The 21,117-nt window shown below is 71.3% G+C and carries 23 protein-coding genes; 8 read left to right on the top strand and 15 right to left on the bottom strand.

The features are described 5' to 3' along the window. Nucleotides 1-12: 12 nt before the first annotated feature. From ABFX51_RS05970 to ABFX51_RS05960, 3 genes are all read right to left on the bottom strand, one after another. Nucleotides 13-207 (bottom strand): hypothetical protein, encoded by a 195-nt coding sequence (locus tag ABFX51_RS05970; protein WP_091513308.1) that lies wholly within the window; start codon nucleotides 205-207, stop codon nucleotides 13-15. An 85-nt stretch (nucleotides 208-292) separates the two neighbouring features. After that, a complete protein-coding gene (locus ABFX51_RS05965) occupies nucleotides 293-736 on the bottom strand; it encodes a nuclear transport factor 2 family protein (protein WP_091513309.1) in 444 nt (147 codons plus the stop codon). Further along, complete coding sequence (locus tag ABFX51_RS05960; protein ID WP_091513311.1) at nucleotides 733-1,608, bottom strand: LLM class F420-dependent oxidoreductase; 876 nt, start codon at nucleotides 1,606-1,608, stop codon at nucleotides 733-735. Before ABFX51_RS05960 ends, ABFX51_RS05965 begins: the two co-directional genes overlap by 4 nt. 83 nt (nucleotides 1,609-1,691) lie before the next feature. Between ABFX51_RS05960 and ABFX51_RS05955 the strand changes: the two genes are divergently transcribed. Next, nucleotides 1,692-2,459: a class I SAM-dependent methyltransferase gene (locus ABFX51_RS05955; RefSeq protein WP_091513567.1), complete on the top strand. Its 768-nt coding sequence runs from the start codon at nucleotides 1,692-1,694 to the stop codon at nucleotides 2,457-2,459. A 46-nt stretch (nucleotides 2,460-2,505) separates the two neighbouring features. Beyond that, on the top strand, nucleotides 2,506-3,264 hold the full coding sequence (locus ABFX51_RS05950) for a hypothetical protein (protein WP_346052644.1): 759 nt from the start codon (nucleotides 2,506-2,508) through the stop codon (nucleotides 3,262-3,264). A gap of 31 nt (nucleotides 3,265-3,295) precedes the next feature. Here the strand turns inward: ABFX51_RS05950 and ABFX51_RS05945 are convergent, their stop codons facing one another. Both ABFX51_RS05945 and ABFX51_RS05940 read right to left on the bottom strand, forming a co-directional pair. Continuing rightward, complete coding sequence (locus ABFX51_RS05945) at nucleotides 3,296-4,105, bottom strand: Fpg/Nei family DNA glycosylase (RefSeq protein ID WP_091513316.1); 810 nt, start codon at nucleotides 4,103-4,105, stop codon at nucleotides 3,296-3,298. Next, the gene (locus ABFX51_RS05940) at nucleotides 4,105-4,575 is read right to left on the bottom strand and encodes a ribose-5-phosphate isomerase (protein ID WP_091513318.1); all 471 of its coding nucleotides are present in this window, start codon (nucleotides 4,573-4,575) and stop codon (nucleotides 4,105-4,107) included. The genes ABFX51_RS05945 and ABFX51_RS05940 overlap by 1 nt, the downstream gene beginning before the upstream one ends. Before the next feature lie 44 nt (nucleotides 4,576-4,619). Between ABFX51_RS05940 and ABFX51_RS05935 the strand changes: the two genes are divergently transcribed. Then, entirely contained in the window at nucleotides 4,620-5,321 is a 702-nt protein-coding gene (locus ABFX51_RS05935) for an MBL fold metallo-hydrolase (RefSeq protein ID WP_091513320.1), read from the top strand. On the opposite strand, the gene ABFX51_RS05930 is transcribed toward ABFX51_RS05935, so the two are convergent. Further along, nucleotides 5,284-5,895 carry a mycothiol-dependent nitroreductase Rv2466c family protein gene (locus ABFX51_RS05930; RefSeq protein WP_091513323.1) on the bottom strand — a complete coding sequence of 204 codons (612 nt, stop codon included), beginning with the start codon at nucleotides 5,893-5,895 and terminating at the stop codon, nucleotides 5,284-5,286. The two genes, ABFX51_RS05935 and ABFX51_RS05930, sit on opposite strands and share 38 nt — an antisense overlap. Nucleotides 5,896-6,028: 133 nt before the next feature. Between ABFX51_RS05930 and pepN the strand changes: the two genes are divergently transcribed. Further along, nucleotides 6,029-8,593, top strand: coding sequence for an aminopeptidase N (gene pepN, locus ABFX51_RS05925; protein ID WP_091513324.1), 2,565 nt, complete (start codon nucleotides 6,029-6,031; stop codon nucleotides 8,591-8,593). 60 nt (nucleotides 8,594-8,653) lie between these two features. Here the strand turns inward: pepN and ABFX51_RS05920 are convergent, their stop codons facing one another. Beyond that, complete coding sequence (locus tag ABFX51_RS05920; RefSeq protein WP_091513327.1) at nucleotides 8,654-9,133, bottom strand: DUF5130 family protein; 480 nt, start codon at nucleotides 9,131-9,133, stop codon at nucleotides 8,654-8,656. Further along, nucleotides 9,120-9,359 carry an aa3-type cytochrome oxidase subunit CtaJ gene (gene ctaJ / locus ABFX51_RS05915; RefSeq protein WP_091513330.1) on the bottom strand — a complete coding sequence of 80 codons (240 nt, stop codon included), beginning with the start codon at nucleotides 9,357-9,359 and terminating at the stop codon, nucleotides 9,120-9,122. The genes ABFX51_RS05920 and ctaJ overlap by 14 nt, the downstream gene beginning before the upstream one ends. Nucleotides 9,360-9,660: 301 nt before the next feature. Between ctaJ and ABFX51_RS05910 the strand changes: the two genes are divergently transcribed. Beyond that, a complete protein-coding gene (locus ABFX51_RS05910) occupies nucleotides 9,661-9,975 on the top strand; it encodes a hypothetical protein (RefSeq protein WP_091513332.1) in 315 nt (104 codons plus the stop codon). Between the two features lie 75 nt (nucleotides 9,976-10,050). On the opposite strand, the gene ABFX51_RS05905 is transcribed toward ABFX51_RS05910, so the two are convergent. Further along, nucleotides 10,051-10,548, bottom strand: coding sequence for an HNH endonuclease (locus ABFX51_RS05905; protein ID WP_091513334.1), 498 nt, complete (start codon nucleotides 10,546-10,548; stop codon nucleotides 10,051-10,053). Between the two features lie 346 nt (nucleotides 10,549-10,894). Between ABFX51_RS05905 and ABFX51_RS05900 the strand changes: the two genes are divergently transcribed. Genes ABFX51_RS05900 through ABFX51_RS05890 form a run of 3 tightly spaced genes read left to right on the top strand, consistent with a single transcriptional unit; the run spans nucleotide 10,895 to nucleotide 13,646 of the window. Continuing rightward, complete coding sequence (locus ABFX51_RS05900; RefSeq protein ID WP_091513337.1) at nucleotides 10,895-11,875, top strand: mechanosensitive ion channel family protein; 981 nt, start codon at nucleotides 10,895-10,897, stop codon at nucleotides 11,873-11,875. A gap of 5 nt (nucleotides 11,876-11,880) precedes the next feature. Then, complete coding sequence (locus tag ABFX51_RS05895; RefSeq protein WP_091513338.1) at nucleotides 11,881-12,264, top strand: globin; 384 nt, start codon at nucleotides 11,881-11,883, stop codon at nucleotides 12,262-12,264. Then, nucleotides 12,264-13,646, top strand: coding sequence for a carboxylesterase/lipase family protein (locus tag ABFX51_RS05890; protein ID WP_091513341.1), 1,383 nt, complete (start codon nucleotides 12,264-12,266; stop codon nucleotides 13,644-13,646). The genes ABFX51_RS05895 and ABFX51_RS05890 overlap by 1 nt, the downstream gene beginning before the upstream one ends. 86 nt (nucleotides 13,647-13,732) lie before the next feature. On the opposite strand, the gene ABFX51_RS05885 is transcribed toward ABFX51_RS05890, so the two are convergent. From ABFX51_RS05885 to ABFX51_RS05860, 6 genes are all read right to left on the bottom strand, one after another. Then, on the bottom strand, nucleotides 13,733-13,870 hold the full coding sequence (locus ABFX51_RS05885) for a hypothetical protein (RefSeq protein ID WP_177228889.1): 138 nt from the start codon (nucleotides 13,868-13,870) through the stop codon (nucleotides 13,733-13,735). Continuing rightward, nucleotides 13,867-14,037: a hypothetical protein gene (locus tag ABFX51_RS05880; protein ID WP_177228890.1), complete on the bottom strand. Its 171-nt coding sequence runs from the start codon at nucleotides 14,035-14,037 to the stop codon at nucleotides 13,867-13,869. The genes ABFX51_RS05885 and ABFX51_RS05880 overlap by 4 nt, the downstream gene beginning before the upstream one ends. Before the next feature lie 106 nt (nucleotides 14,038-14,143). Next, complete coding sequence (locus tag ABFX51_RS05875) at nucleotides 14,144-14,767, bottom strand: class I SAM-dependent methyltransferase (protein ID WP_218153563.1); 624 nt, start codon at nucleotides 14,765-14,767, stop codon at nucleotides 14,144-14,146. A gap of 12 nt (nucleotides 14,768-14,779) precedes the next feature. Next, the gene (locus ABFX51_RS05870; protein ID WP_091513342.1) at nucleotides 14,780-15,439 is read right to left on the bottom strand and encodes a DUF8010 domain-containing protein; all 660 of its coding nucleotides are present in this window, start codon (nucleotides 15,437-15,439) and stop codon (nucleotides 14,780-14,782) included. After that, nucleotides 15,432-15,845 (bottom strand): acyl-CoA thioesterase, encoded by a 414-nt coding sequence (locus tag ABFX51_RS05865; RefSeq protein ID WP_177228896.1) that lies wholly within the window; start codon nucleotides 15,843-15,845, stop codon nucleotides 15,432-15,434. The genes ABFX51_RS05870 and ABFX51_RS05865 overlap by 8 nt, the downstream gene beginning before the upstream one ends. 15 nt (nucleotides 15,846-15,860) lie before the next feature. Further along, nucleotides 15,861-20,822, bottom strand: a complete 4,962-nt coding sequence (locus tag ABFX51_RS05860) for an NAD-glutamate dehydrogenase (protein ID WP_091513348.1) — start codon at nucleotides 20,820-20,822, stop codon at nucleotides 15,861-15,863. Nucleotides 20,823-21,117: the final 295 nt, after the last annotated feature.

The raw sequence follows: 21,117 nt of genomic DNA, 5'->3' as shown, positions 1-21,117 counted from the left end.
CTTGCTGTCGTCTCAACCGCCGACGGCGAGCACGCACTCCGCACAACGTGGGAGCTTCCGCCACTGGTGTGTGCGTTCCGAGGGGATGCACCGCCGCCCGCACCGGGACCGGAACCCGGTGCGGGGGTGGTACTCCCGCACCGGCGGCACCCAGTGCGTCGCGTCCGCGTCGATGTCCGGCAGCCAGCCCCAGCACGATCTGTCCATGCGCGCGGATGGTCGCGCTCCGGCACCGCCGCGGCACGCCGACGCTCCGCGGGTAACACAGCGCTTACGCACGTGCGCGCGATGTTTACCCCACCTGCCGCGCCGTCGCCATCGCCCGCTCGGTCTCCCAGAACGCCCGCATGGACTTCACCAGGCCGTCCGCCCCGACGCGGTAGACGAACACCCCGTCGGTGTCCACGCGGTAACCGCCGGGCAGGAACGTCGTGATCGTGCCGTAGTTCGCGACCTCGTCGCCCGCGGCGAACGAGTCGCGGATGACGAACTCGAACCGTTCGACCTTCGCGATCGTGAGGTCCCAGAACGCCGAAATCCCGTCGTGCCCGTGGTGGCCCTTGCCCTCCTGGTCGAACATCGACGGTCCGACCGGGTCCTCGATCACCGCGTCCGGCGCGAACAACGCGAGCCACTCGTCCTTCGCGCCCCGCACGACCGCGTTCATGGAGTTCCACGCGGCCCGCCGCGCGGGCGGCTGCTCCGCGGACGTGTCCCAGCAGACGTCGATGCTCATGACCCCACCTTCGCGATGATCTCGTCGGCGAACTTCTTGATGGCGTCCTTCTTCGGCTCCAGCGCGTCGCCGAACCCGATGCCCTCGAACACCCACGGCTGCGTCACGACGTCCGTCACGCCGATCTCGGCCTGCTCGCGGTAGCCGTCCGCGCCGAACCGGTCGATGCACACCGCCTGGATCTCGAACGGCTCGTCCGCGCGCCCGTACTCCGCACGCAGCTCCCGCAGTCGCTCGATGGTGGTGCGCAGGTCCTCGAACTTCATCATCGCGCTGGACCAGCCGTCCCCGACCCGCGCGGCCCGGCGCAGTGCGACCTCGGTGTGACCGCCGATGTAGAACGGCACGCGCCGGCTGGGCGCGGGACTCATCTGCAGCTTGTCGAAGTTGAAGAACTTCCCGTGGTACTCGACCATCCCGCCGTCGAGGATCAGGCGCAGCACGTCGATCGCCTCGTCGACACGCTTGCCCCGCTGCGCGTACGGCGCGCCGCACCACTCGAACTCCTCGGGTGACCAGCCCACGCCGAGCCCGAGGCCGAACCGGTTGCCGGTCAGCACGGCCACCGAACCGACCTGCCGGGCCAGCAGCACGGGATTGCGCGAGCCGAGCTTCATCACGGAGGTGTAGAACTCGATCTCGTTCGTGACCGCGCCCATCGCCGCGGCCGCCACGAGCGGGTCCGCCCACGGGGTGTCGGCGGTCCAGAACCGGCTGCCGTCGGGGGTGTACGGGTACTCCGCCGACACCGATTCCGAGTAGAAGAGCGAGTCGGGCAGGACGACGGAGGAGAAGCCGCACTCCTCGGCCGTGCGGGCCAGCTCGGTGAACTGTTCGAGGGGGTTCATCGCGACCGAGAGGCTGAACTTCATACGCGGGAGACTATAACGTGTTCTAGTTTTCGTCGAGAGCGGAAGCGGTGGCGGCGTCCGCGGGACGGGGCCACGCTGGCGTGGTGATCCAGGAATTCGCCGGGGACGGCGCCCGCTACTACGCGCGCTACCGCCGCGGCTACCGGGCGGACCTGCTCGAAGCGCTGCGCCCCGGGCCGCGCGTGCTCGACCTCGGGTGCGGGACCGGTCAGCTCACGCTCTCACTGGCGGCCAGGGCGACGACCGTCGTCGGCATGGACCCCTCCCCCGACATGCTCGCCGAAGCCCGGGCGACGGAGACCCCGAACGCCGTCTGGGTGGTCGGCGCCGACACCGACGTACCCGCGCTCGCCCCGCTGCTCGGCGGCAGCCTCGACCTCGTCACGATCGCCCAGGCCCTGCACTGGATGGACGCGCCGCGGCTGTTCACGGCGCTGACCACTCTGCTCCGCCCCGGCGGCCGGGTGGCGGTGATCTCGAACGGCGTGCCGGTGTGGACGGCCGACACCGCGTGGGGCGAAGCGATCCGCGAAGTGGCGGCGAAATGGTTCGGCACTCGGGACTTTCCCACCTGCGGCACCAGCGACGAGGAACGCGCGCGCTACGGCAGACAGCTGCGCGAAGCGGGCTTCACCGGCGTACACGAACGCCGTCTCGACCACACCGATCGGCTGACGCTCGACGAACTCGCCGGGTCGTTCCACTCGGCGGCACCACTGGAGCGGCTCACCGATTTTCCCCGTTACGACCGGGAACTCCGCGAAGCGCTGCTCGCGGCCCAGCCCGACGGTGTCTTCACAGAGGAGGTTTCCGTGAGGGTGCTGGAGGGCACCCGGGAACTTCCCGGTTAGTGTCCGCGTTGTCCGGTTCAGGATTCCGAAACCGTGGGAGTTACCGATGGGCACCACGATCACGCTGATCGTGCTCCTCCTCGTCATCGTGGGCGGGGTGGCGTACTTCGCCAAGGCGCAGGGCCGCAACCGCCAGCGCCAGCTGGAGGACGCCAAGGCCGACGCGCGGCGGCTGGTCGAGCGGCTCGGCGGGCAGGTGCTCAACCTGACCGGCACCGACACCGCCTCGAAGCAGGCGCTCGCCGACGCGTCGGAGCGCTACAACGCCGCCGGCTCGCAGCTGGACCAGGCGCAGACGGCCGAGCAGGCCCGGCTGGTCAAGGAGACCGCGCTCGAAGGCCTCTACTACGTGCGCGCGGCGCGCAAGGCGATGGGCATGGACCCCGGCCCCCAGCTGCCTGAGGAGGCCGAGCGCGAGCGCGCGGGCAAGGTCAGCGAGCACCGCAAGGTCGACGTCGAGGGCCAGACGTACGAGGCCTCGCCCGACCCGGGCTCGAACACGCCGTACTACTACCCCGGCGGCCGCGTCGCGGGGCGGCCGGTGCCGCAGGGCTGGTACAGCGAGCCGTGGTGGAAGCCGGCACTCGTTGCGGGCGCGTGGGGACTCGGCTCGATGCTGCTGTTCAGCGCGATGTTCTCGGGCATGAGCGGCATCGCCAGCGCGGCGGCCTGGGAGTCCGGCTACGACGCCGGCCAGGAGGACGCCATGGCCGACGCGGGCGCCGACGGCGGCGACGCGGGTGACGCCGGCGGCGATTTCGACGGCGGCGGCGACTTCGGCGGCGGGGACTTCGGGGACTTCTGACCCCCGGCCCGGCTCCCGCGCGGGAGCCGGGTCACTCCCCCGGCTGGCACACCGGGCACCAGTAGAGGTTGCGCCCGGCCAGCTCGCGGTGCGCGATCGGCGTGCCGCACACCAGGCACGGCTGACCGGTGCGGCGGTAGACGTAGACCTCGCCGCCGTGCCGGTCCTCACGCGGCGCGCGGCCCGTCACGTGCGGCAGGTGCTCGTCGGCGACGGTGTCGATGCGGCCGACGCGCACGCCGTGCCGCATGAGCGCCACCAGGTCCGCCCACATCTCCTGCCACGTCTCGTGGTCGAGCAGGCGGCCGGGCCGCATCGGCGGCACCCCGTGGCGGAACAGCAGTTCGGCGCGGTACACGTTACCCACGCCGGCGAGCACCGACTGGTCCATCAGCAACGCGGCGATCGACGTGCGCGAGGCGGAGATCTTCTCGTACGCCTGCTCCGGCTTGGCGCCGCGGCGCAGCGGGTCCGGCCCCAGGCGCGCCTTGATCGCGTCCACCTGGTCGGGTGTCAGCAGTTCACACCGCGTCGGGCCGCGGAGGTCCGTCCAATGTGTCTTGCCGACCATCCGCATGCGGACCTGCCCCACGGGGGCCAGCACGGGCAGTTTCGCCTCGGTGAACGTGCCGTACAGCCCGAGGTGGACGTGCACCGCGCCGACGGATGTGTAGTGGTGGAACAGATGTTTCCCGTACGCCTCAGCCTTCACCAGCACCGCACCGTCCACACGGGACGCTTCGGCGAACTTGCCCTGCGGGCTGGTCACCTCCACCGGCGCACCCGCGAACCTGCGCTGGTGCAACCGGGCGAGCCGGTGGAGGGTGTGGCCTTCGGGCATCAGGCGGGCAGCGCGGGCGGGTTACCGGTGCGCTCGTAGTCCAGCAGCTGCTGCACCCGCCGGGCGTGCCGCTCGTCGGGCGAAACCGGGGTGGCGAGGAAGGTGTCGACGATCGCGGTGGCCTCCTCGACCGTGTGCATCCGCGCGCCGATGCCGATCAGCTGGGCGTGGTTGTGCTCGCGGGCGAGCTGCGCGATCTCCGGCTTCCAGGCCAGCGCGGCGCGCGCGCCCGGCACCTTGTTGGCCGCGATCTGCTCGCCGTTGCCGGAACCACCGATGACGATGCCGAGGCTGCCCTCGTCGGCGACCACGCGCCGCGCCGTCTCGATGCAGAAGGCGGGGTAGTCGTCGGCCGCGTCGTAGACGAACGGGCCGATGTCGGTGACCTCGTGCCCCTGGCCCTTCAGGTAGCTCACCAGGTGGTTCTTCAGCTCGAAACCGGCATGGTCGGATCCCAAGTAGACACGCACGTCTGGAGTCTGCCATCCCGGTCCGGGCGGGGCATGCTCTGGGTATGACGCGATGGCTCGAACTGGCCGACGGGGTGCTGGCACGGCGGTACGAGCACCTCGACCAGACGCTCGGCCTCGTCGTGGGCCGTGAACGCTGCCTGGTCGTCGACACGAGCGGGGACGAGGTGCAGGGAGCGGAGTTCGCCGCCGCCATCCGGGAGATCACCGCGCTGCCGTGGCTCGTCGTGCTCACGCACGCCCACTTCGACCACCACTTCGGCACCCGCGCGTTCCTGCCGTGCCGGGTGTGGGCGCACGAGCGCTGCCGCCCGGCGATGGGCGCCGACCGCGCCGAGTGGGCCACGAAGTTCCGCCAGGAGGGCTCCGGGGAACTGGCCGCGCGCCTCGAGGAGGCCGAGCTCGTCCCGCCGACCGACACGCTCGCCACGGAGGTGGCCCTCGACCTCGGCGGGCGCCGCGTCACGCTCCTCCACCCCGGCCGCGGGCACACCGATCACGACGTCGCCGTGCACGTGCCGGACGCCGCCGTGCTGTTCGCCGGTGACCTGGTGGAGCAGGGCGCGCCCCCGTCGATCGGCCCGGACTCCCACGCGGCCGAATGGCCGCACGCGCTGGACCGCCTGCTGGCCCTGCGCCCCGGCACGATCGTGCCGGGGCACGGAGACCCCGTGGACGCCGCCTTCGTGCGGCGGCAGCGCGACGAGCTCAGTCGAAGTTCAGCTCGCCCGAGCGGGTCCGCTTGAGCTCGTAGAAGTCCGGGTACGACGCCAGCAGCCGGGCGCCGTCGAAGACCTTCAGCGCGTCCTCGCCGCGGGGGATCGACGACAGCACCGGGCCGAAGAACGCCACGCCGTCGATGTGGATCGTCGGGGTGCCCACGTCCATGCCGACCGGGTCCATGCCCTCGTGGTGGCTCTTGCGCAGCGCCTCGTCGTACTCCGTCGACTCCGCGGCCGCCAGCAGCTCCGCCGGGGCGCCCACGGCCGCCAGCGCCTCCTTCAGCACCGCCGGAATGTCCTTGTTGTCCTGGTTGTGGTAGCGCGTGCCGAACTCCGTGTAGAAGTCGCGCAGCACGCTCTCGTCCTTCGCCTGCGCCAGCGCCGTCGCGACGCGCACCGGGCCCCACGCCTTCTCCATCAGCTGCTGGTACTGCTCCGGCAGGTCACGGCCCGAGTTCAGCACGGCCAGGCTCATCACCCGGAAGTGCAGGTCGAGGTCCCGCTGCTTCTCGACCTCGAGGATCCAGCGGGACGTGATCCAGGCGAACGGGCAGACGGGGTCGAAGTAGAAGTCGACGCGCGTGCGCTCAGCGGACATGAAAGCTCCTTGTGCCGTGCCAACAGTTGGCGGTAACCAGGGCAACAGCCGCCGCGTTCCGCTTGTTCCCCGGGCCATCCGTGATTGGATAGCAAGACAGCCCAATGACCATCGCTAGTGCTACGAGGTGCCTGTGCCCGCCCCTAACCTGACCCGCGACCAAGCAAAGCAGCGCGCGGAACTGCTGGACGTCGAGTCGTACGACATCCTGCTCGACCTGACGGACGGCAACGGCCACCCCGGCGAGCGGACGTTCGAGTCGACCACCACGATCCGCTTCGCGAGCGCACGCGCCGGGGCGAGTTCCTGGGTGGACATCGTCGCCGCCGGAGTCCGCTCGGCCACGCTCAACGGCCGTGAGCTGGACGTCTCCGGCTACGTGGAGGACGACGGCATCGCCCTGCCGGACCTCGCCGAGACCAACGAACTCGTCGTGCGCGCCGACTGCCGTTACATGAACACCGGTGAGGGCCTGCACCGGTTCGTCGACCCGGTCGACGACGCGGTCTACCTCTACACCCAGTTCGAGACCGCCGACGCGAAGCGCATGTTCGCCTGCTTCGACCAGCCCGACCTCAAGTCGGTCTACCGCCTCACCGTGATCGCGCCGAGCGACTGGAAGGTCGTGTCGAACGCGCAGGTCGAGTCCACCGAGAAGACGGCGGAGGGCGCGACGAAGACGGTGTTCGCCGTGTCCGAGCGCATCTCCACCTACCTCGTCGCGCTCGTCGCCGGCCCGTACGCCGAGTGGCACGACCAGTACACCGACGAGCACGGCACGATCCCGCTCGGCATCTACTGCCGCGCCTCGCTCGCCGAGCACATGGACGCCGACCGCCTGTTCACCGAGACCAAGCAGGGTTTCGGCTTCTACCACAAGGCGTTCGCGACCCCGTACCCGTTCTCCAAGTACGACCAGCTGTTCGTGCCCGAGTTCAACGCGGGCGCGATGGAGAACGCGGGCGCGGTCACGTTCCTTGAGGACTACGTGTTCCGCAGCCGCGTCACCCGCTACTCCTACGAGCGCCGCGCCGAGACGCTGCTGCACGAGATGGCGCACATGTGGTTCGGCGACCTCGTGACCATGCGCTGGTGGGACGACCTGTGGCTGAACGAGTCGTTCGCGACGTTCGCGAGCGTGCTGGCGCAGGCCGAGGCCACCGAGTACGAGCACGCGTGGACCAGCTTCGCCAACATCGAGAAGTCCTGGGCCTACCGCCAGGACCAGCTGCCCTCGACGCACCCGATCGCGGCGGACATCGTGGACCTGCAGGCCGTCGAGGTGAACTTCGACGGCATCACCTACGCCAAGGGCGCGAGCGTGCTCAAGCAGCTGGTGTCCTACGTCGGCCTGGACAACTTCCTCGCCGGCCTGCGGGTGTACTTCGGCAAGCACGCGTGGGGCAACGCGACGCTGGCGGACCTGCTGGCGGCGCTGGAGCAGGCGTCCGGGCGCGACCTGTCCGGCTGGAGCGCGCAGTGGCTGGAGACCACGGGCCTGAACTCGCTGCGCCCGCGGTTCGACACCGACGGCGAGGGCCGGTTCACGTCGTTCGCGGTGGTGCAGAGCGGCGCCAAGCCGGGCGCGGGCGAGCTGCGCACGCACCGGATCGCGGTCGGGATCTACGACGACGACTCCAGCGGCAACCTGGTGCGCATCCAGCGGGTCGAGCTGGACGTCGAGGGTGAGGTCACCGAGGTGCCCGACCTCGTGGGCGCGCCCGCGGGCAAGCTCGTGCTGGTCAACGACGACGACCTGACCTACTGCACGATGCGCCTCGACGCGGGTTCGCTGACCACGCTGGTCGACCGGATCGCCGACATCACCGAGCCGCTCCCCCGCACGCTGTGCTGGTCGGCCGCGTGGGAGATGACCCGCGAAGCCGAGCTGAAGGCGCGGGACTTCGTGGCGATCGTCTCGCACGGCATCCACGCCGAGACCGAGGTCGGCGTCGTGCAGCGGCTGCTGCTGCAGGCGCAGACCGCGCTGAACTCCTACGCCGAGCAGGGCTGGGCCGCCGAGCAGGGCTGGCCCGAGTTCACCACGCGGCTGCTGGAGCTGGCCCGGTCGGCCGAGCCGGGTTCGGACCACCAGCTGGCCTTCGTGAATTCGCTGACCGGTTCGGTGCTCGACGACGAGAAGCTCGCGGTGCTGGCGGGCTGGCTCGACGGCTCGTCCCCGCTGGAGGGCCTGACCGTCGACGCGGACCTGCGCTGGCGGCTGCTCAACGCGCTCGTCGCGCACGGCAAGGCAGGCGACGCGGAGATCGACGCGGAGCTGGCGCGCGACGACACCGCGACGGGGCGGCGGCACGCGGAGTACGCGCGGGCGATGCGGCCGACCGCCGAGAGCAAGGCCGAGGCGTGGCAGCGCGCGGTGTACGACGACGAGCTGCCCAACGCGATGAGCAACGCCGTCATCGGCGGTTTCTCCCACCCGGGGCAGAAGCACCTGCTCGGCGAGTACGTGGCGAAGTACTTCGACGTGATCGATGACGTGTGGCGCCGCCGCTCCAGCGAGCGGGCCCAGCCCACGGTCGTCGGGCTGTTCCCCGCGTGGGCCGTGGACCAGTCCACTGTGGACGCCGCGGACGCGTGGCTCGCGCAGGAGCGGCCCGCCGCGTTGCGCCGCCTCGTGTCGGAGGGCCGGGCCGGGATCGTGCGCGCACTGGCCGCGCGCGAGTTCGACGAGAGCTGACGGATACGAGAACGGCCGGCCTCCCGCTCGGGAGGCCGGCCGTTCTTCGTGTTCCGCGGATCAGGCCGGGGCGTGCCCCGCCTGGTCGGCGAGCATGCGGAGGCCCGAGACGAGGCCGCCGATCAGGTCACCCTCCTTGAAGGACGCGACCATGCTCATCACCGCGAGCTTGGCGGCGCGGTCGGGCAGCCGGGGGAACGCCTCGGCGCCGGTGACGACCTCGACGACGCGCTCGCCGGGCGACACCGCGATGAGCACCGAGTGAGCCGCGGCGGCGCCGATCGAGGCGTGCAGCCGCTCGGCGGCCTCGCGGGTGTCGCCACCCAGCTCGCCGAGGTACACGCTGAAGTCGATGCCCGTCTCCCGGCTCGCCAGCGTCAGCGCCTCGTCGAGACGGGCGAGCTGGGGCACGCTGAACGGGACGGACGGCTTAGCGGGTTCGTACATCCGGGCGATCGACCGGCGTCCGGTCGACGTAATGCCGACGCCGAACTCCGCCTCGCCGGACTCCGTCTGCTGGACCAGCTCACCAGCTGCCACGGGCACCTCCCACTGCCGTCCCCGACGCCTCGCCGGAGTTCACCTGCCGATGCGCGCCGACGCCCTCCGGGTTACCGCTCCACCACATCGGCGGGTACTCCCAGGGCTGGCCCGGACGGTAGCGGGGGTTCCCGGCGAACTTCGACCGCAACGTCACCAGTGCGACCACGCCGTAGATGGCCGCCGGGATCAGCGCGAAGACCAGGATTGTCTCGACGATGCTCACGAGGGAGAACCTTAGCCGATACGCCTTCATCCCACGGGAGGAGCATCAGCCCGTTCGTGTGCGGAGGGTCAAGCCCGTTCGCCGCTTCGGGGCCGCCGTCCGCCGTGTGCCGTCCGTCCGTTCACACAATGGGCCGAAAGACCCTTGCGCGAATGATGGCAACTCGCCGTACGGCCGGCCGCACTCACCGCAATTCGGGTTGTTCCCGGGGACAAATCCTCGTAGCTTTTTCACCTGTACGGGCCTTGCGCCTCGCTCCCCTTCCCGCAATGTAACGCACTGGGTCCCCGGAGGACATGTCATGAACCTCGCGCTTACCCCCGCTCAGCCCAACGTCGGCCACGTTCCGTCACTGATCGCCACCGAGAGCGGTCGTGGCACCCGCGTCACGCGGGGCACGAGGGTGACCGCCGGCACCCGCGTCACGTGCGGTACCCGTGTGACCAGGGGTACTCGGGTCACGAGGGGTACCCGTGTCACCGCGGGGACCCGCGTCACGAGGGGTACGCGCGTCACCCGCGGCACCCGCGTGACCGCCGGCACCCGCGTCACGCGCGGCACCCGGGTCACCCGTGGCACGCGCGTCACCGCGGGCACCCGCGTGACCGCCGCCTGAACCACACCTTCACGCACCACAGCGCCCCGGCCGTCGAGACGACGACCGGGGCGAAGGTGTGGGCGGGGGATCTTGCTAAGCTGCGGCGCCGAGATAGGGCCGCCACAGCGGATCCGCGTCTCCGCTGTGCACGAGCAGCCGCCAGTGCGGACCGTGCGGGGCGGTCGGCACCACCCGCAGGTGCCAGCCCAGCTCGGACAGCAGCTTGTCGGCCTTGCGGTGGTTGCACTTGGCGCAGCAGGCGACGCAGTTCTGCCAGCTGTGGGGGCCACCCCGGCTGCGCGGGATGACGTGGTCGATGGTGTCGGCCCTGCCACCGCAGTAGGCGCAGCGGTAGCGGTCCCGGTGCATGAGCCCGGCACGGGTGAGCGGCACCTGGGCGCGGTAGGGCACCCGGACGTAGGTGGACAGGCGGATCACCGAGGGCACGGGCAGCGACGTCGTGGCCGCGTGCAGCGTGAGCCCCGCCGGATCTCCGTGCACCACGTCGGCCTTCCCGCACATCACCAGCACCACGGCCCGCCGCAGCGGCAGCGCCGTCAGCGGTTCGTAGGTGGCGTTGAGCAGGAGCACCCTGCGCCGCCCCCACCCGGGGGCCGTGCCGACCGCGGGATCCCGGCCTCTACGCTGTCCCGGCGGGCGGGCCGTCCGGCCTCCGCTCCGCGGGGGCGGCCCACTCGGGTGGGAGACCCCACCCGGATAGGCGCGCAGGGCTACCTCCGGCGCCTGTCCCGCCACGGGATCGTGGTCGGCGGCGCCGAGGGGGATCGGTTGTCGGTCTGGCACTCGACCACCTCCACCGGTGCGGTCATAGCAGACCACAGATCACCCCGGAAATGCGACCGTGTTAGAAGACGTGTCCTGTGAGATCCGTCCGAAGTTCACGTGAACGAGGGCGGTCCAGGCTAGGAAGGGCCCCGTGAACCCGCTGCTGACCGAGACCCCGCAGTGCGTGACCGACAAGGGCACCTGGTGTTACCAGGTGTTCCAGCTGACCCACAACGAGTGGCTGGCGGCGTCGGCGGGCTGGCTGATCGCCAAGCCGATCAAGATCCTGCTCATCCTCGCCGTCGCGGTGCTGATCCGGTTCCTGCTGCGCAAGCTCATCGACCGGGTCACCGAGATCCCGCGCGGCAACGGCCGTCGCCTGCCCGCGCTGCTGCGCCCCCTGCGTGAGCGCGCGCCCGACCTGCTCGGTCCCGTGGTGCTGGAGCGGCGGCGGCAGCGGGCGAAGACCATCGGCTCGGTGCTCAAGTCGCTGACGTCGTTCGTGGTGTTCGGGCTCGCGTTCATCCAGATCCTCGGCGAGCTGGGCATCAACCTGGGGCCGATCATCGCGTCGGCCGGGATCGTCGGTGTCGCGCTGGGCTTCGGGGCGCAGAACCTGGTCAAGGACTTCCTGTCCGGCATGTTCATGATGCTGGAGGACCAGTACGGCGTCGGGGACGTGATCGACATCGGCCCGGCCAGCGGCACCGTCGAGTCCGTCGGGCTGCGCATCACGACGCTGCGGGACATGAAGGGCACCGTCTGGTACGTCCGCAACGGCGAGGTGCTGCGGGTCGGCAACTCCAGCCAGGGCTACGCGAACGCGGTCGTCGACGTGCCGCTGAGCTACACCGCGGACGTCGACCGCGCCGTCGACGTGCTGACGGCGAGCGTGACCGCGGCTGTCGCGGAGGAGCCGCTGTCGGAGGACGTGCTGGAGCCGCCGGAGGTGCTGGGCGTGGAGAGCGTCACACCGGAGGGCATCACGATCCGCGTGACGGCGAAGGTGCGGCCCGGCAAGCAGTGGTCGGTGCAGCGCGCGCTGCGGGCCCGCGTGATCGCGGGACTGGAGGAGGCGGGCTTCGAACCGCCCATGGGCCGGTTCGTGGGTCCGGCGAACGCGGCACAATAGGAGTCGTGTCCGAACCCCAGTCCTTCTACGAGGCCGTCGGCGGCGAGCCGACCTTCCGCAAGATCGTCGCCCGCTTCTACGCCGAGGTGGCGGACGACGAGGTGCTGCGGCCGCTCTACCCCGAGGAGGACCTCGGGCCGGCGGAGGAGCGCCTGCGGCTGTTCCTCATGCAGTACTGGGGCGGCCCGCACACCTACTCCGAGCAGCGTGGTCACCCCCGGCTGCGGATGCGGCACGCGCCGTTCAAGGTCGGCCCGCTGGAGCGTGACGCGTGGCTCCGCGCGATGCGGATCGCGGTGGACGAGGCCGACCTGCCGCCGCACCTGGAGCAGCAGCTGTGGAACTACCTGGAGATGGCCGCCCACAGCATGCTGAACAGCTGGGACTGATGGCCCGCGTCTTCCGCGGCATCCCCTACGCGGCCCCGCCGGTCGGTGAGCTGCGGTTCGCGCCGCCCCAGCCGCCCGGTCCGTGGTCCGGCGAGGACGCCCCGGCCCCCTCTTCGCTGCAGCCCGACATCCTCGGCCGCGGGCTGACCGGCAGCGAGGACTGCCTGTACCTGAACGTGTACGCGCCCGAGGCGCCCGGGCCGCACCCGGTGCTGGTCTGGATCCACGGCGGTGGCGGGGTCACCGGTTCCCCGCACGACTACGACGGGACCAGGTTCGCCGAGCACGGCGTGGTCGTCGTGACGATCGCGTACCGGCTGGGCGCGCTGGGCCTGCTCTACCTGCCCGAGGTGTTCGGCGGTGGGAACTTCGCGTTGCTGGACCAGATCGCGGCCCTGCGCTGGGTGCGGGACCACATCGCGAAGTTCGGCGGTGACCCGGAGCGGGTGACGCTCGCCGGCGAGTCCAACGGCGGCCGCACGGTGGGCACCCTGCTGGCCGCCCCAGCCGCGCGCGGCCTGTTCCAGCAGGCGATCGTGCAGAGCGGCACCGGGGTCGGCTCGCTGGTGGACACGCCGGAAGCGGCGCGGCGCACGGCGGGCGAGTTGCTGGCGGAGCTGGACTTGACGCCGGAGACGGCCGGAAAGCTGCGGGAGCTGCCCGCCGAGCGGATCGTCGAAGCCCAGGTCCGCCGGTCGTCGAACCGGGTGCCGTACCGGGTGGTGGTGGACGGCGCGGAGCTGACGCGGCCGCCGCTGGACGCCGTCGCCGCGGGCAGTGCCGCCGAGGTGCGGCTGCTGATCGGGACGAACCACGACGAGGAGGACCTGTTCCGCGCGCTCGGCCAGTCCTCCGGCCCGCTCACGCTCGACCGGCGCGCGTACGACGGCGCGCTGGCCCACTACCGGGAGCGGTTCCCGGACCTGTCCGAGGACGAGCTGACCGCGCGCGTCACGACGGCGGCCGACTGGTGGTTGCCGGCGATCCGCTTCGCCGAGGCGCAGCACGCGGCCGGTGGCGAGGTGTGGATGTACCGGCTGGACTGGCGGAGCGGGGTGCGGGGCATGGGCGCCTGCCACGGCCTCGACGTACCCCTGGTCTTCGACGATCTGGACAACCCGTTCTTCCGGCTGTTCCTCGGCCGCGACACCGCCCGGGCGCGACCCATCACCACCACCATGCACGACGCGTGGGTCCGCTTCGTCCACGGCGAGCCGTCCTGGCCGCGCTACACCCCGTCGACCCGCACCACGATGTTGTTCGACACCGTCAGCACCCCAGTCGACGACCCCGATCGGGACGAACGGCTGTTGTGGGATTATCCGCAGGCGGCATCCCACTTCGGCGAGAACGGCGCACGCCTCCATGACGAAGACTCGTAGGTCTCGGACGTGAACTCGGGCGTCAGCGGCATTGGCTGGGCAGGCGGCCCCGAGAACGTCATCAAGAACGTCACGGACCGAAGCCTCTAGCCCGCCTCACAGAGCCGCAACGCGCTTTTCCGCAGCACGACCTTCGCCTCGTCGGCGGTGCTGCGGCCTGCGGCAGCTGGGGCGGCCGCGGTGCGGCCGAGTTCGAGAATCACGGCGGCGAGCCAGGCGCTCATCGCCGGTGCGGGTCGCTGCCGTCGACTCGGAGGCTCCGGTTCAGGGCGGGGTCCAACAGCAGCGGGTACCGGCGGGGGAGCTGCCAGCTGAGGCCGAAGAACCGGCTGATCGCGTCGGCCGCCGGGTCGTCGCCCGGGCAGCGGTACCGCGCGGTCGACGAGGCCACGCGGGTGCTCCGGGCAGCTGCTGATCGTCGCCCCCTGATCGGTGGTCAAGGAACCCCGGCGAGGCCACGGTGCGCCCGCTCGGTCCCGAGTACCGCGGTCACGTCCTCAGCTCCGCCTGATCGTCGCGAGCCAGGCCGGTGCGCCGTTCTCGTCGTGGAAGGTCGTCCGCACCCGTTCCGGCACGATGGCGGCCACGGTCCACCCCACCCCGAACGCCGCGGTGAGGTCCTCCCGGCTGACCGGGTGCGGGCCGGTGTCCGTGCCCTCGTCGCTGAAGCACAGCACGTACAGCGTGCCCCCGTGCTCCGTCGCCGTCGCCGTCGCCAGGCTCGCCGCGTACTCCCGCCGCTCGTCGCTGTCGAAGGTGTGGAACAACCCGCAGTCGAGCACGGTGTCGAACCGGCGCCCCAGCCGATCGAGCCGGAGCGCGTCCGCCTCCACGAACTCCGCTGCCAGCCGCCGGTCCGCGGCCTTCTGCCGGGCCATCGCCAGCGCCGTCCCGGCCACGTCGAAGCCCAGCACCGGCAGCCCCAGCGAGGCGAGGTGCAGTGCGTTTTCCCCGGTGCCACAACCGGCGTCGAGCACGGAGCCGGTGAACCCGCCCCCGGCCGCCAGGCGCACCACCGTGGGCTGCGGGCCGCCGATGTCCCACGGCGCCGGTTCGTCCCTCTGGTAGGACGCGTCCCAGTGCTGTCCGGTCATCCGCTCGTGGCTGGTCGGCTTCCGCATCCCGGGCTCCTCTCAGAACAGCAAGGGCAACAACGCCTGGCGTCGCCGCAAGACCGCTCCATAACGGCCGTCGAGGCGGAGCCACGAGCTTGTCGCGGTCACCCGCACCACGTCCTCTTCGATCGACGAATCGACAAAACCCATGCCGGACAACGCGAACAGGCAGCGCATCGGGATCTTGACCTCGATGCCGTCCCCACTGACGGTGAGCACCGTCTGGTCCATCAGCGACGCGGGCGGCGTGCCGTGCGGGCCGACGTGCTCCCGCGCGAGCCCGACGCCGCGGTCGGTCAGCTCGCCGATCACGCGCACCGGCACGTCGTCGACGTGCTGCCACTGCCCGCCGGCGGGCAGTTCGGCGTGCCACAGCAGGTCCCGCGCCGGGCCGGGGTCCATCCGCTCCCCCGGCGCGACGGTGAGCGCGGCGAGCAGTTCGTTGCCGGACACCGTCACGTCACGCGGAGTGCTCTGCCCGGAGACGGCGCGGGTCGCGAGCACCTCGAACGGCGTCGCGACCCACGCTTCCACGACCTCCTCGCCGCGGTTGCGCAGCCGCACCGCGCACTGCCCGTCCAGCCGGACCGCGCGGGCGACGAACGCGCTGAGCGTCTCGCGGTCCGCGCTGTCCGCGATGCGCAGCTCGGTGGCCGTGCCCCGGACGCTGTCAGTCATCGGTCCCCTCCGCCAGCCTGTCGCGCAGGAACTTACGTTCCTCGTCCGTGAACCGGCGCGGCCGCCCCGTCGCCACGTCGTAGGGCGCGAGCACGGTGTCCGCGACGACCGCGACGGGATCCGCCTCGGAAGGTCCACTGTGGACCCGGTAGTCGAGGGTGGCCGAGGCGAACCTCAGCTCCCGCAAGGAAACCTCGACGCGGATCTCCTGCCCGGCGACCACGATCGGCACCTTGTAGTGCACGGACAGCTTCACCACGACCATACCCTTGGCGAACTCCGCGAGCCCGGCTTCGCCCGCCTCGCCGAACAACAGCGGGACCCGGGCCTCTTCGAGCAGCGTCACCATCCGCGCGTGGTTCACGTGCCCGAACACGTCCATGTCCGACCAGCGCGGCCGGACCATCGCCACGTACACCCGCTACCTCACCGTGCTCCGCAGCTGGCGCGCCGCCACCGACAGCGTCGCCAGGTCCAGCCTGCCCGAACGGCCGATCTCGTCCAGCGCGACCCGCGCCCGCGACAGCCGCGACGCGTTCGCCTTCTCCCACTGGGCGATCTTCTCCTCGGTGGAGTCCTCGGGGTCGCTGTGCCGCAACGCGTCCAGCGTGATCGCCCGCAGGGACGAGTACACGTCGTCACGCAGCGAGAGCCGCGCGAGCGCGTGCCAGCGGTTGCCGCGTTCGAGCGCGCTGATCGAGGTCAGCAGCTGGTCGACGTTGAGGTGCGCCGACAGCGCGTAGTACAGCTGCGCGGTTTCCAGCGGGCTGCGCTCGGCGTCGACCCTGGCCTCCCGCTCCGCCAGCTCGGTGACCTCGATGACGTCCAGCAGCCCGTAGGAGTCCAGCAGCACCGCGACGCGGTCCGCCAGCTCCGTCGGCACGCCCTCGCCGCAGAACCGCTTGGTGCGCTCGGCGACGGTCTCCGCCTCCCGGCCGCCCAGCATCTCGCGGACCTTCGGCGCGAGCTTCGCGACGTTGTCGCCGAAGCGGCTCATCTCCGCGCCGACCGCGATCGGCTGCGGGCGGTTCGCCAGGAACCAGCGGGCCGCGCGGTCGAGCAACCGCCGCGACTCCAGCATCATCGCGTCGGTGATGCGGGTGTCCACGACGTTGTCGAGCGCGTGGATCGCGCTCCACAGGGAGTCCAACTCGTAGACGCGCGTGACCACCGTGTACGCGCGCACGGCGTCGGTGGCGGTCGCGTTCATCTCCTCGGCGAGGCGGAACGCGTACGTGATCCCCGCGCCGTCGACGACCTCGTTGACGAGCATCGTGCTGATGATCTGCCTGCGCAGCGGGTGCTCGGCGATGGCGTCGGAGAACCGCTCCCGCAACGGCTTCGGGAAGTACTCCGGCAGCCGCCGCGCGAACACCTCCGCGTCGGGCAGCTCGCTGGCCAGCAGCTCGTCCTTCAGGTCGAGCTTGACGTGCGCGAGCAGCGTCGCCAGCTCCGGGGAGGTCAGGCCGCGGCCCGCCTTCTCCAGCTCGCGGAACTGGGCCTTCGTCGGCAGCGACTCCAGCTCCCGGTCCAGCGCGCCCGCGGCCTCCAGCGCCGCGACCTGCCGCTCGTGCACGCTCACCATGCCCGGAGCGTGCGCCCGGCTCACGCCGAGCACCGAGTTCTGGTGGTAGTTGTCGGCCAGCACGAGCTCGGCGACCTCGTCGGTCATCTCGTGCAGCAGGCTGTTGCGCTGCTCGCGGTCCAGCTGCCCCGCCGCGACCAGGTGGTCGAGGAAGATCTTGATGTTGACCTCGTGGTCCGAGCAGTCCACGCCGGCCGAGTTGTCCAGCGCGTCGGTGTTGATCTTGCCGCCCGTGCGGGCGAACTCGATGCGGCCGCGCTGGGTCAGCCCGAGGTTGCCGCCCTCGCCGACGACCTTCACCCGCAGGTCCTTGCCGTTGACGCGGACGGCGTCGTTGGCCTTGTCGCCCGCGTCGGCGTGCGTCTCGTCCTCGGCCTTGACGTAGGTGCCGATACCGCCGTTCCACAGCAGGTCCACCGGGGCGAGCAGGATCGCCTTGATCAGCTCCGCCGGGGACAGGTGCGTGACGTCCTCGGCGAGACCGAGCGCGCGGCGCACCTGCGGCGTGATCGCGATCGTCTTGGCGCTGCGCGAGTAGATCCCGCCGCCCTCGCTGATCAGGGAACGGTCGTAGTCCTCCCACGACGAGCGCGGCAGCGCGAACAACCGCTTGCGCTCGGCGAACGACGTCTTCGCGTCCGGGTCGGGGTCCAGGAAGATGTGCAGGTGGTTGAAGGCGGCCACCAGCCGGATGTGCTCCGAGAGCAGCATCCCGTTGCCGAACACGTCGCCCGCCATGTCACCGATGCCGACGACCGTGAAGTCCTGCCGCTGCGTGTCCACGCCCAGCTCGCGGAAGTGCCGCTTGACGCTCTCCCACGCGCCGCGCGCGGTGATGCCCATGGCCTTGTGGTCGTAGCCCACGGAACCACCGGAGGCGAAGGCGTCACCGAGCCAGAAGCCGTAGCTCGCCGACACCTCGTTGGCGATGTCGGAGAACGTCGCGGTGCCCTTGTCCGCCGCGACCACCAGGTACGTGTCGTCGGCGTCGTAGCGCACCACGTCCTTCGCGGGCACCGTCCGGCCCTCGACGCGGTTGTCGGTCAGGTCCAGCAGGCCCGAGATGAACATGCGGTAGCAGGCGATGCCCTCGGTCAGCTGCGCGTCGCGGTCCACGCCGGGGTCGCCCGTCGGCGCCGGCGGGCGCTTGACGACGAACCCGCCCTTCGCGCCGACCGGCACGATGACCGCGTTCTTCACGGCCTGCGCCTTGACCAGGCCCAGGATCTCCGTGCGGAAGTCCTCACGCCGGTCCGACCAGCGCAGCCCACCGCGGGCGACGGCGCCGAACCGCAGGTGCACACCCTCGACGCGCGGCGAGTACACGAAGATCTCGAACCGCGGGCGCGGCTCGGGCAGGTCCGGCACGCTCTGCGGGTCGAGCTTGATCGCCAGGAACGGGCGCGGGTTCCCGTCGTCGTCGGTCACCCTGTAGTTGGTGCGCAGGGTCGCGCAGATGACCGCGAGCAGGCGCCGCAGGATGCGGTCCTGGTCGAGGCTCGTCACCCCGTCGATCATCGAGGTGATCTCGTCGACGAGGGTCTGGGACTGCGCGTCGGACTCCGGGTCGGTCGCCAGGTCGAAGCGGTGCTCGAACAGTTCGAGCAGCTTGGTGGCGATGTCCGTGTGCGCCAGCACGGCGTCCTCGATGTACTCCTGCGAGTACGGCGTGCGGGCCTGGCGGAGGTAGCGCGCGTAGGCCCGCAGCACGGACGCCTGCCGCCAGGTCAGCCCCGCGCGCAGGACCAGCGAGTTGTAGCCGTCGATCTCGCAGTCACCGCGCCAGGCGGCGGCGAACGCGTCCTGGAAGCGGACCCGCAGGTCCTGCTCGTCCTGCTCGGTGAGGTCGTCGAGCGCCTGCTGCCGGATGCGCAGGCCGAAGTCGTAGATCCACGAGCGGGTGCCGTCCTCGCGGCGCAGCTCGTACGGCCGCTCGTCCACGACCTCGACACCCATGCGCTGCAGCACGGGCAGCACGGCCGAGAGCGTGACGCCCTCGCCCAGCAGGTACAGCTTGAAGCGCCGCTCCCCCGGCTCGGCGTCCGCCGGCACGTAGAACGACATCGCCAGGTCCTGCTCGTCGCGCAGCGACTCCAGCCTGCGGAGGTCGGCCAGCGCGTCGACGGCGCTGAAGTCCTCCTTGTAGGCCTCGGGGAACACGCCCGCGTAACGCTGGCCCAGCTCGGTGGCGGACTCCTCGCCGACGGTCGTGGCCCGGCCGCCCTCACGCCGCTCGGCGAGGATCGCGTCGACCATCAGGTCGTCCCAGCTGCGCACGGCCGCGTTGAGGCGTTCCTGGATGCGCAGCGTGTCCGGTTCCAGCTGGCGGCTGGGGTCGGTGTGGACGATGAAGTGCACCTGGGCGAGCGCGGTCTCGCCGACGCGCGTGCCGTACTCGAGGTGGGTGCCTTCGAGTTCGGCGAGCAGGACTTCCTGCATCGCCAGGCGCGAACGGGTCGTGTAGCGGTCGCGCGGGAGGAAGACGAGGCACGAGTAGAAGCGGCCGTAGGGGTCGCGCCGCAGGAACAGCCGCAGCCGCCGCCGGTCGGACAGCGTGATCGCGCCGATCGCCGTGGAGTACAGCGAGTCCCGGTCGGCGGAGAACAGGTCGGCCCGCGGCCAGTTCTGCAGGACCTCCAGCATGCGCTGGCCGGAGAAGGACTCCATCGGGTAGCCGGCGCGGTGGATGACGTCGCGGACCTTGCGCGCGACGACGGGGATGTCGAGGACATCCTCGTGCAGGGCGCTGGTGGTGAACATGCCGAGGAAGCGGTGTTCGCCGGTGACCTGGCCGCGCTCGTCGAACGTCTTCACGCCGACGTAGTAGGGGTAGACGGGCCGGTGCACCGTGGAGGGGGCGCTGGCCTGGGTGAGGACGAGGAGCTCGGGCTTGAGGGCGTTGCCCGCCGTGTCAGGGCCGGCGGTGAGGCTACGGGCGGCGAGGTTGTCCTGCCGCAGCACGCCGAGTCCGGAGGCGAGGGAGGCGCGCAAGGCGGGTTCGTCGTCGCCGGGTTCGCCTTCGGTGACCTCGAAGCGGCGGTAGCCGAGGAAGGTGAAGTGACCGCGGGCGAGCCAGCGCAGCAGCGCGGCGCTCTCGGCGATCTCGTCGGCGGGCAGCGGCGGCGGGTTGTCGTCGAGTTCCCGGGCGACGTCGTTCGCGGCCTGCACCATCTTCTCGGTGTCCTCGACGACCTCGCGCACGTCGGCGAGGACGGAGGTCAGGCGGGTGTCCAGTTCCCGCGCCCGGGTGGGGTCGGTGATGCGGTCGACCTCGACGTACATCCACGATTCCGCGGCGGCGCCCTCGGGGGGCTGGGCGGCGTCGGCGGTGGGGTGGATTTCGAGGAGCTTGCCGGTGATGTCCCTGCTGACGACGACGATGGGGTGGACCAGCCGCTGGACCTGCAGCCCGTCGCGGGCGAGCTTGGCGGTGATCGAGTCGACCAGGTAGGGCATGTCGTCGGTGACGATCTGCACGACGGTCGCGTCGCGGGTCCAGCCGTCTTCGGCGGTGGTGGGGTTGAACAGCCGGACGCCCGGTCTCCCGGGGACGCGCTGTTCGGCGAACTGGCAGTGCGACCGGACGGCGCCGACGAGGTCGACGGGGTCGTCGCCGAGGACCTCCTCGGCGGGCAGGTGGCGGTAGTAGAGGCGGATGAGGTCGGCGATGTCGGGTGCCTGCTGGGCGGCAGCTTCGATCAGCTCGTCCCGGATCTGCTCGGGGCTGGCCGGTCGCCGTTGAAGGGTCTCCCGCCCGGAGGCCACGCCGGGACGGGACGAAACACCGGTCGAACTCATTTCAGGCAACTCTCCACTGAGCCTTGATCACGCGATCACGCCGAACAGCCTCACCATAGTGCGACCTCGCGAACCCGGTTCGGCTATGGGGACGCACCGATCCCCGCCCCCGCTGCTAGGCCCTGGTGCCCTCCCCCACACGGGCGGGGGTGGCGAGGCGCGGGTGGGGCACATCGCCTGCGGCGGGTTGGTGCCCGGCTCGGGCGCCCGGGGGCGGCGGCGGTGCCCGGCTCGGGCCCGGGGGCGGCGGGAGTGCCCGGCTCGGGCGCCCGGGGCGGCGGCGGTGCGCGGCGCG

It is taken from the genome of Amycolatopsis dongchuanensis, from assembly GCF_039542405.1.
In the GTDB taxonomy this organism is placed as follows: domain Bacteria; phylum Actinomycetota; class Actinomycetes; order Mycobacteriales; family Pseudonocardiaceae; genus Amycolatopsis_E; species Amycolatopsis_E sacchari.
This window is presented reverse-complemented; position numbering and strand designations above follow the sequence as displayed.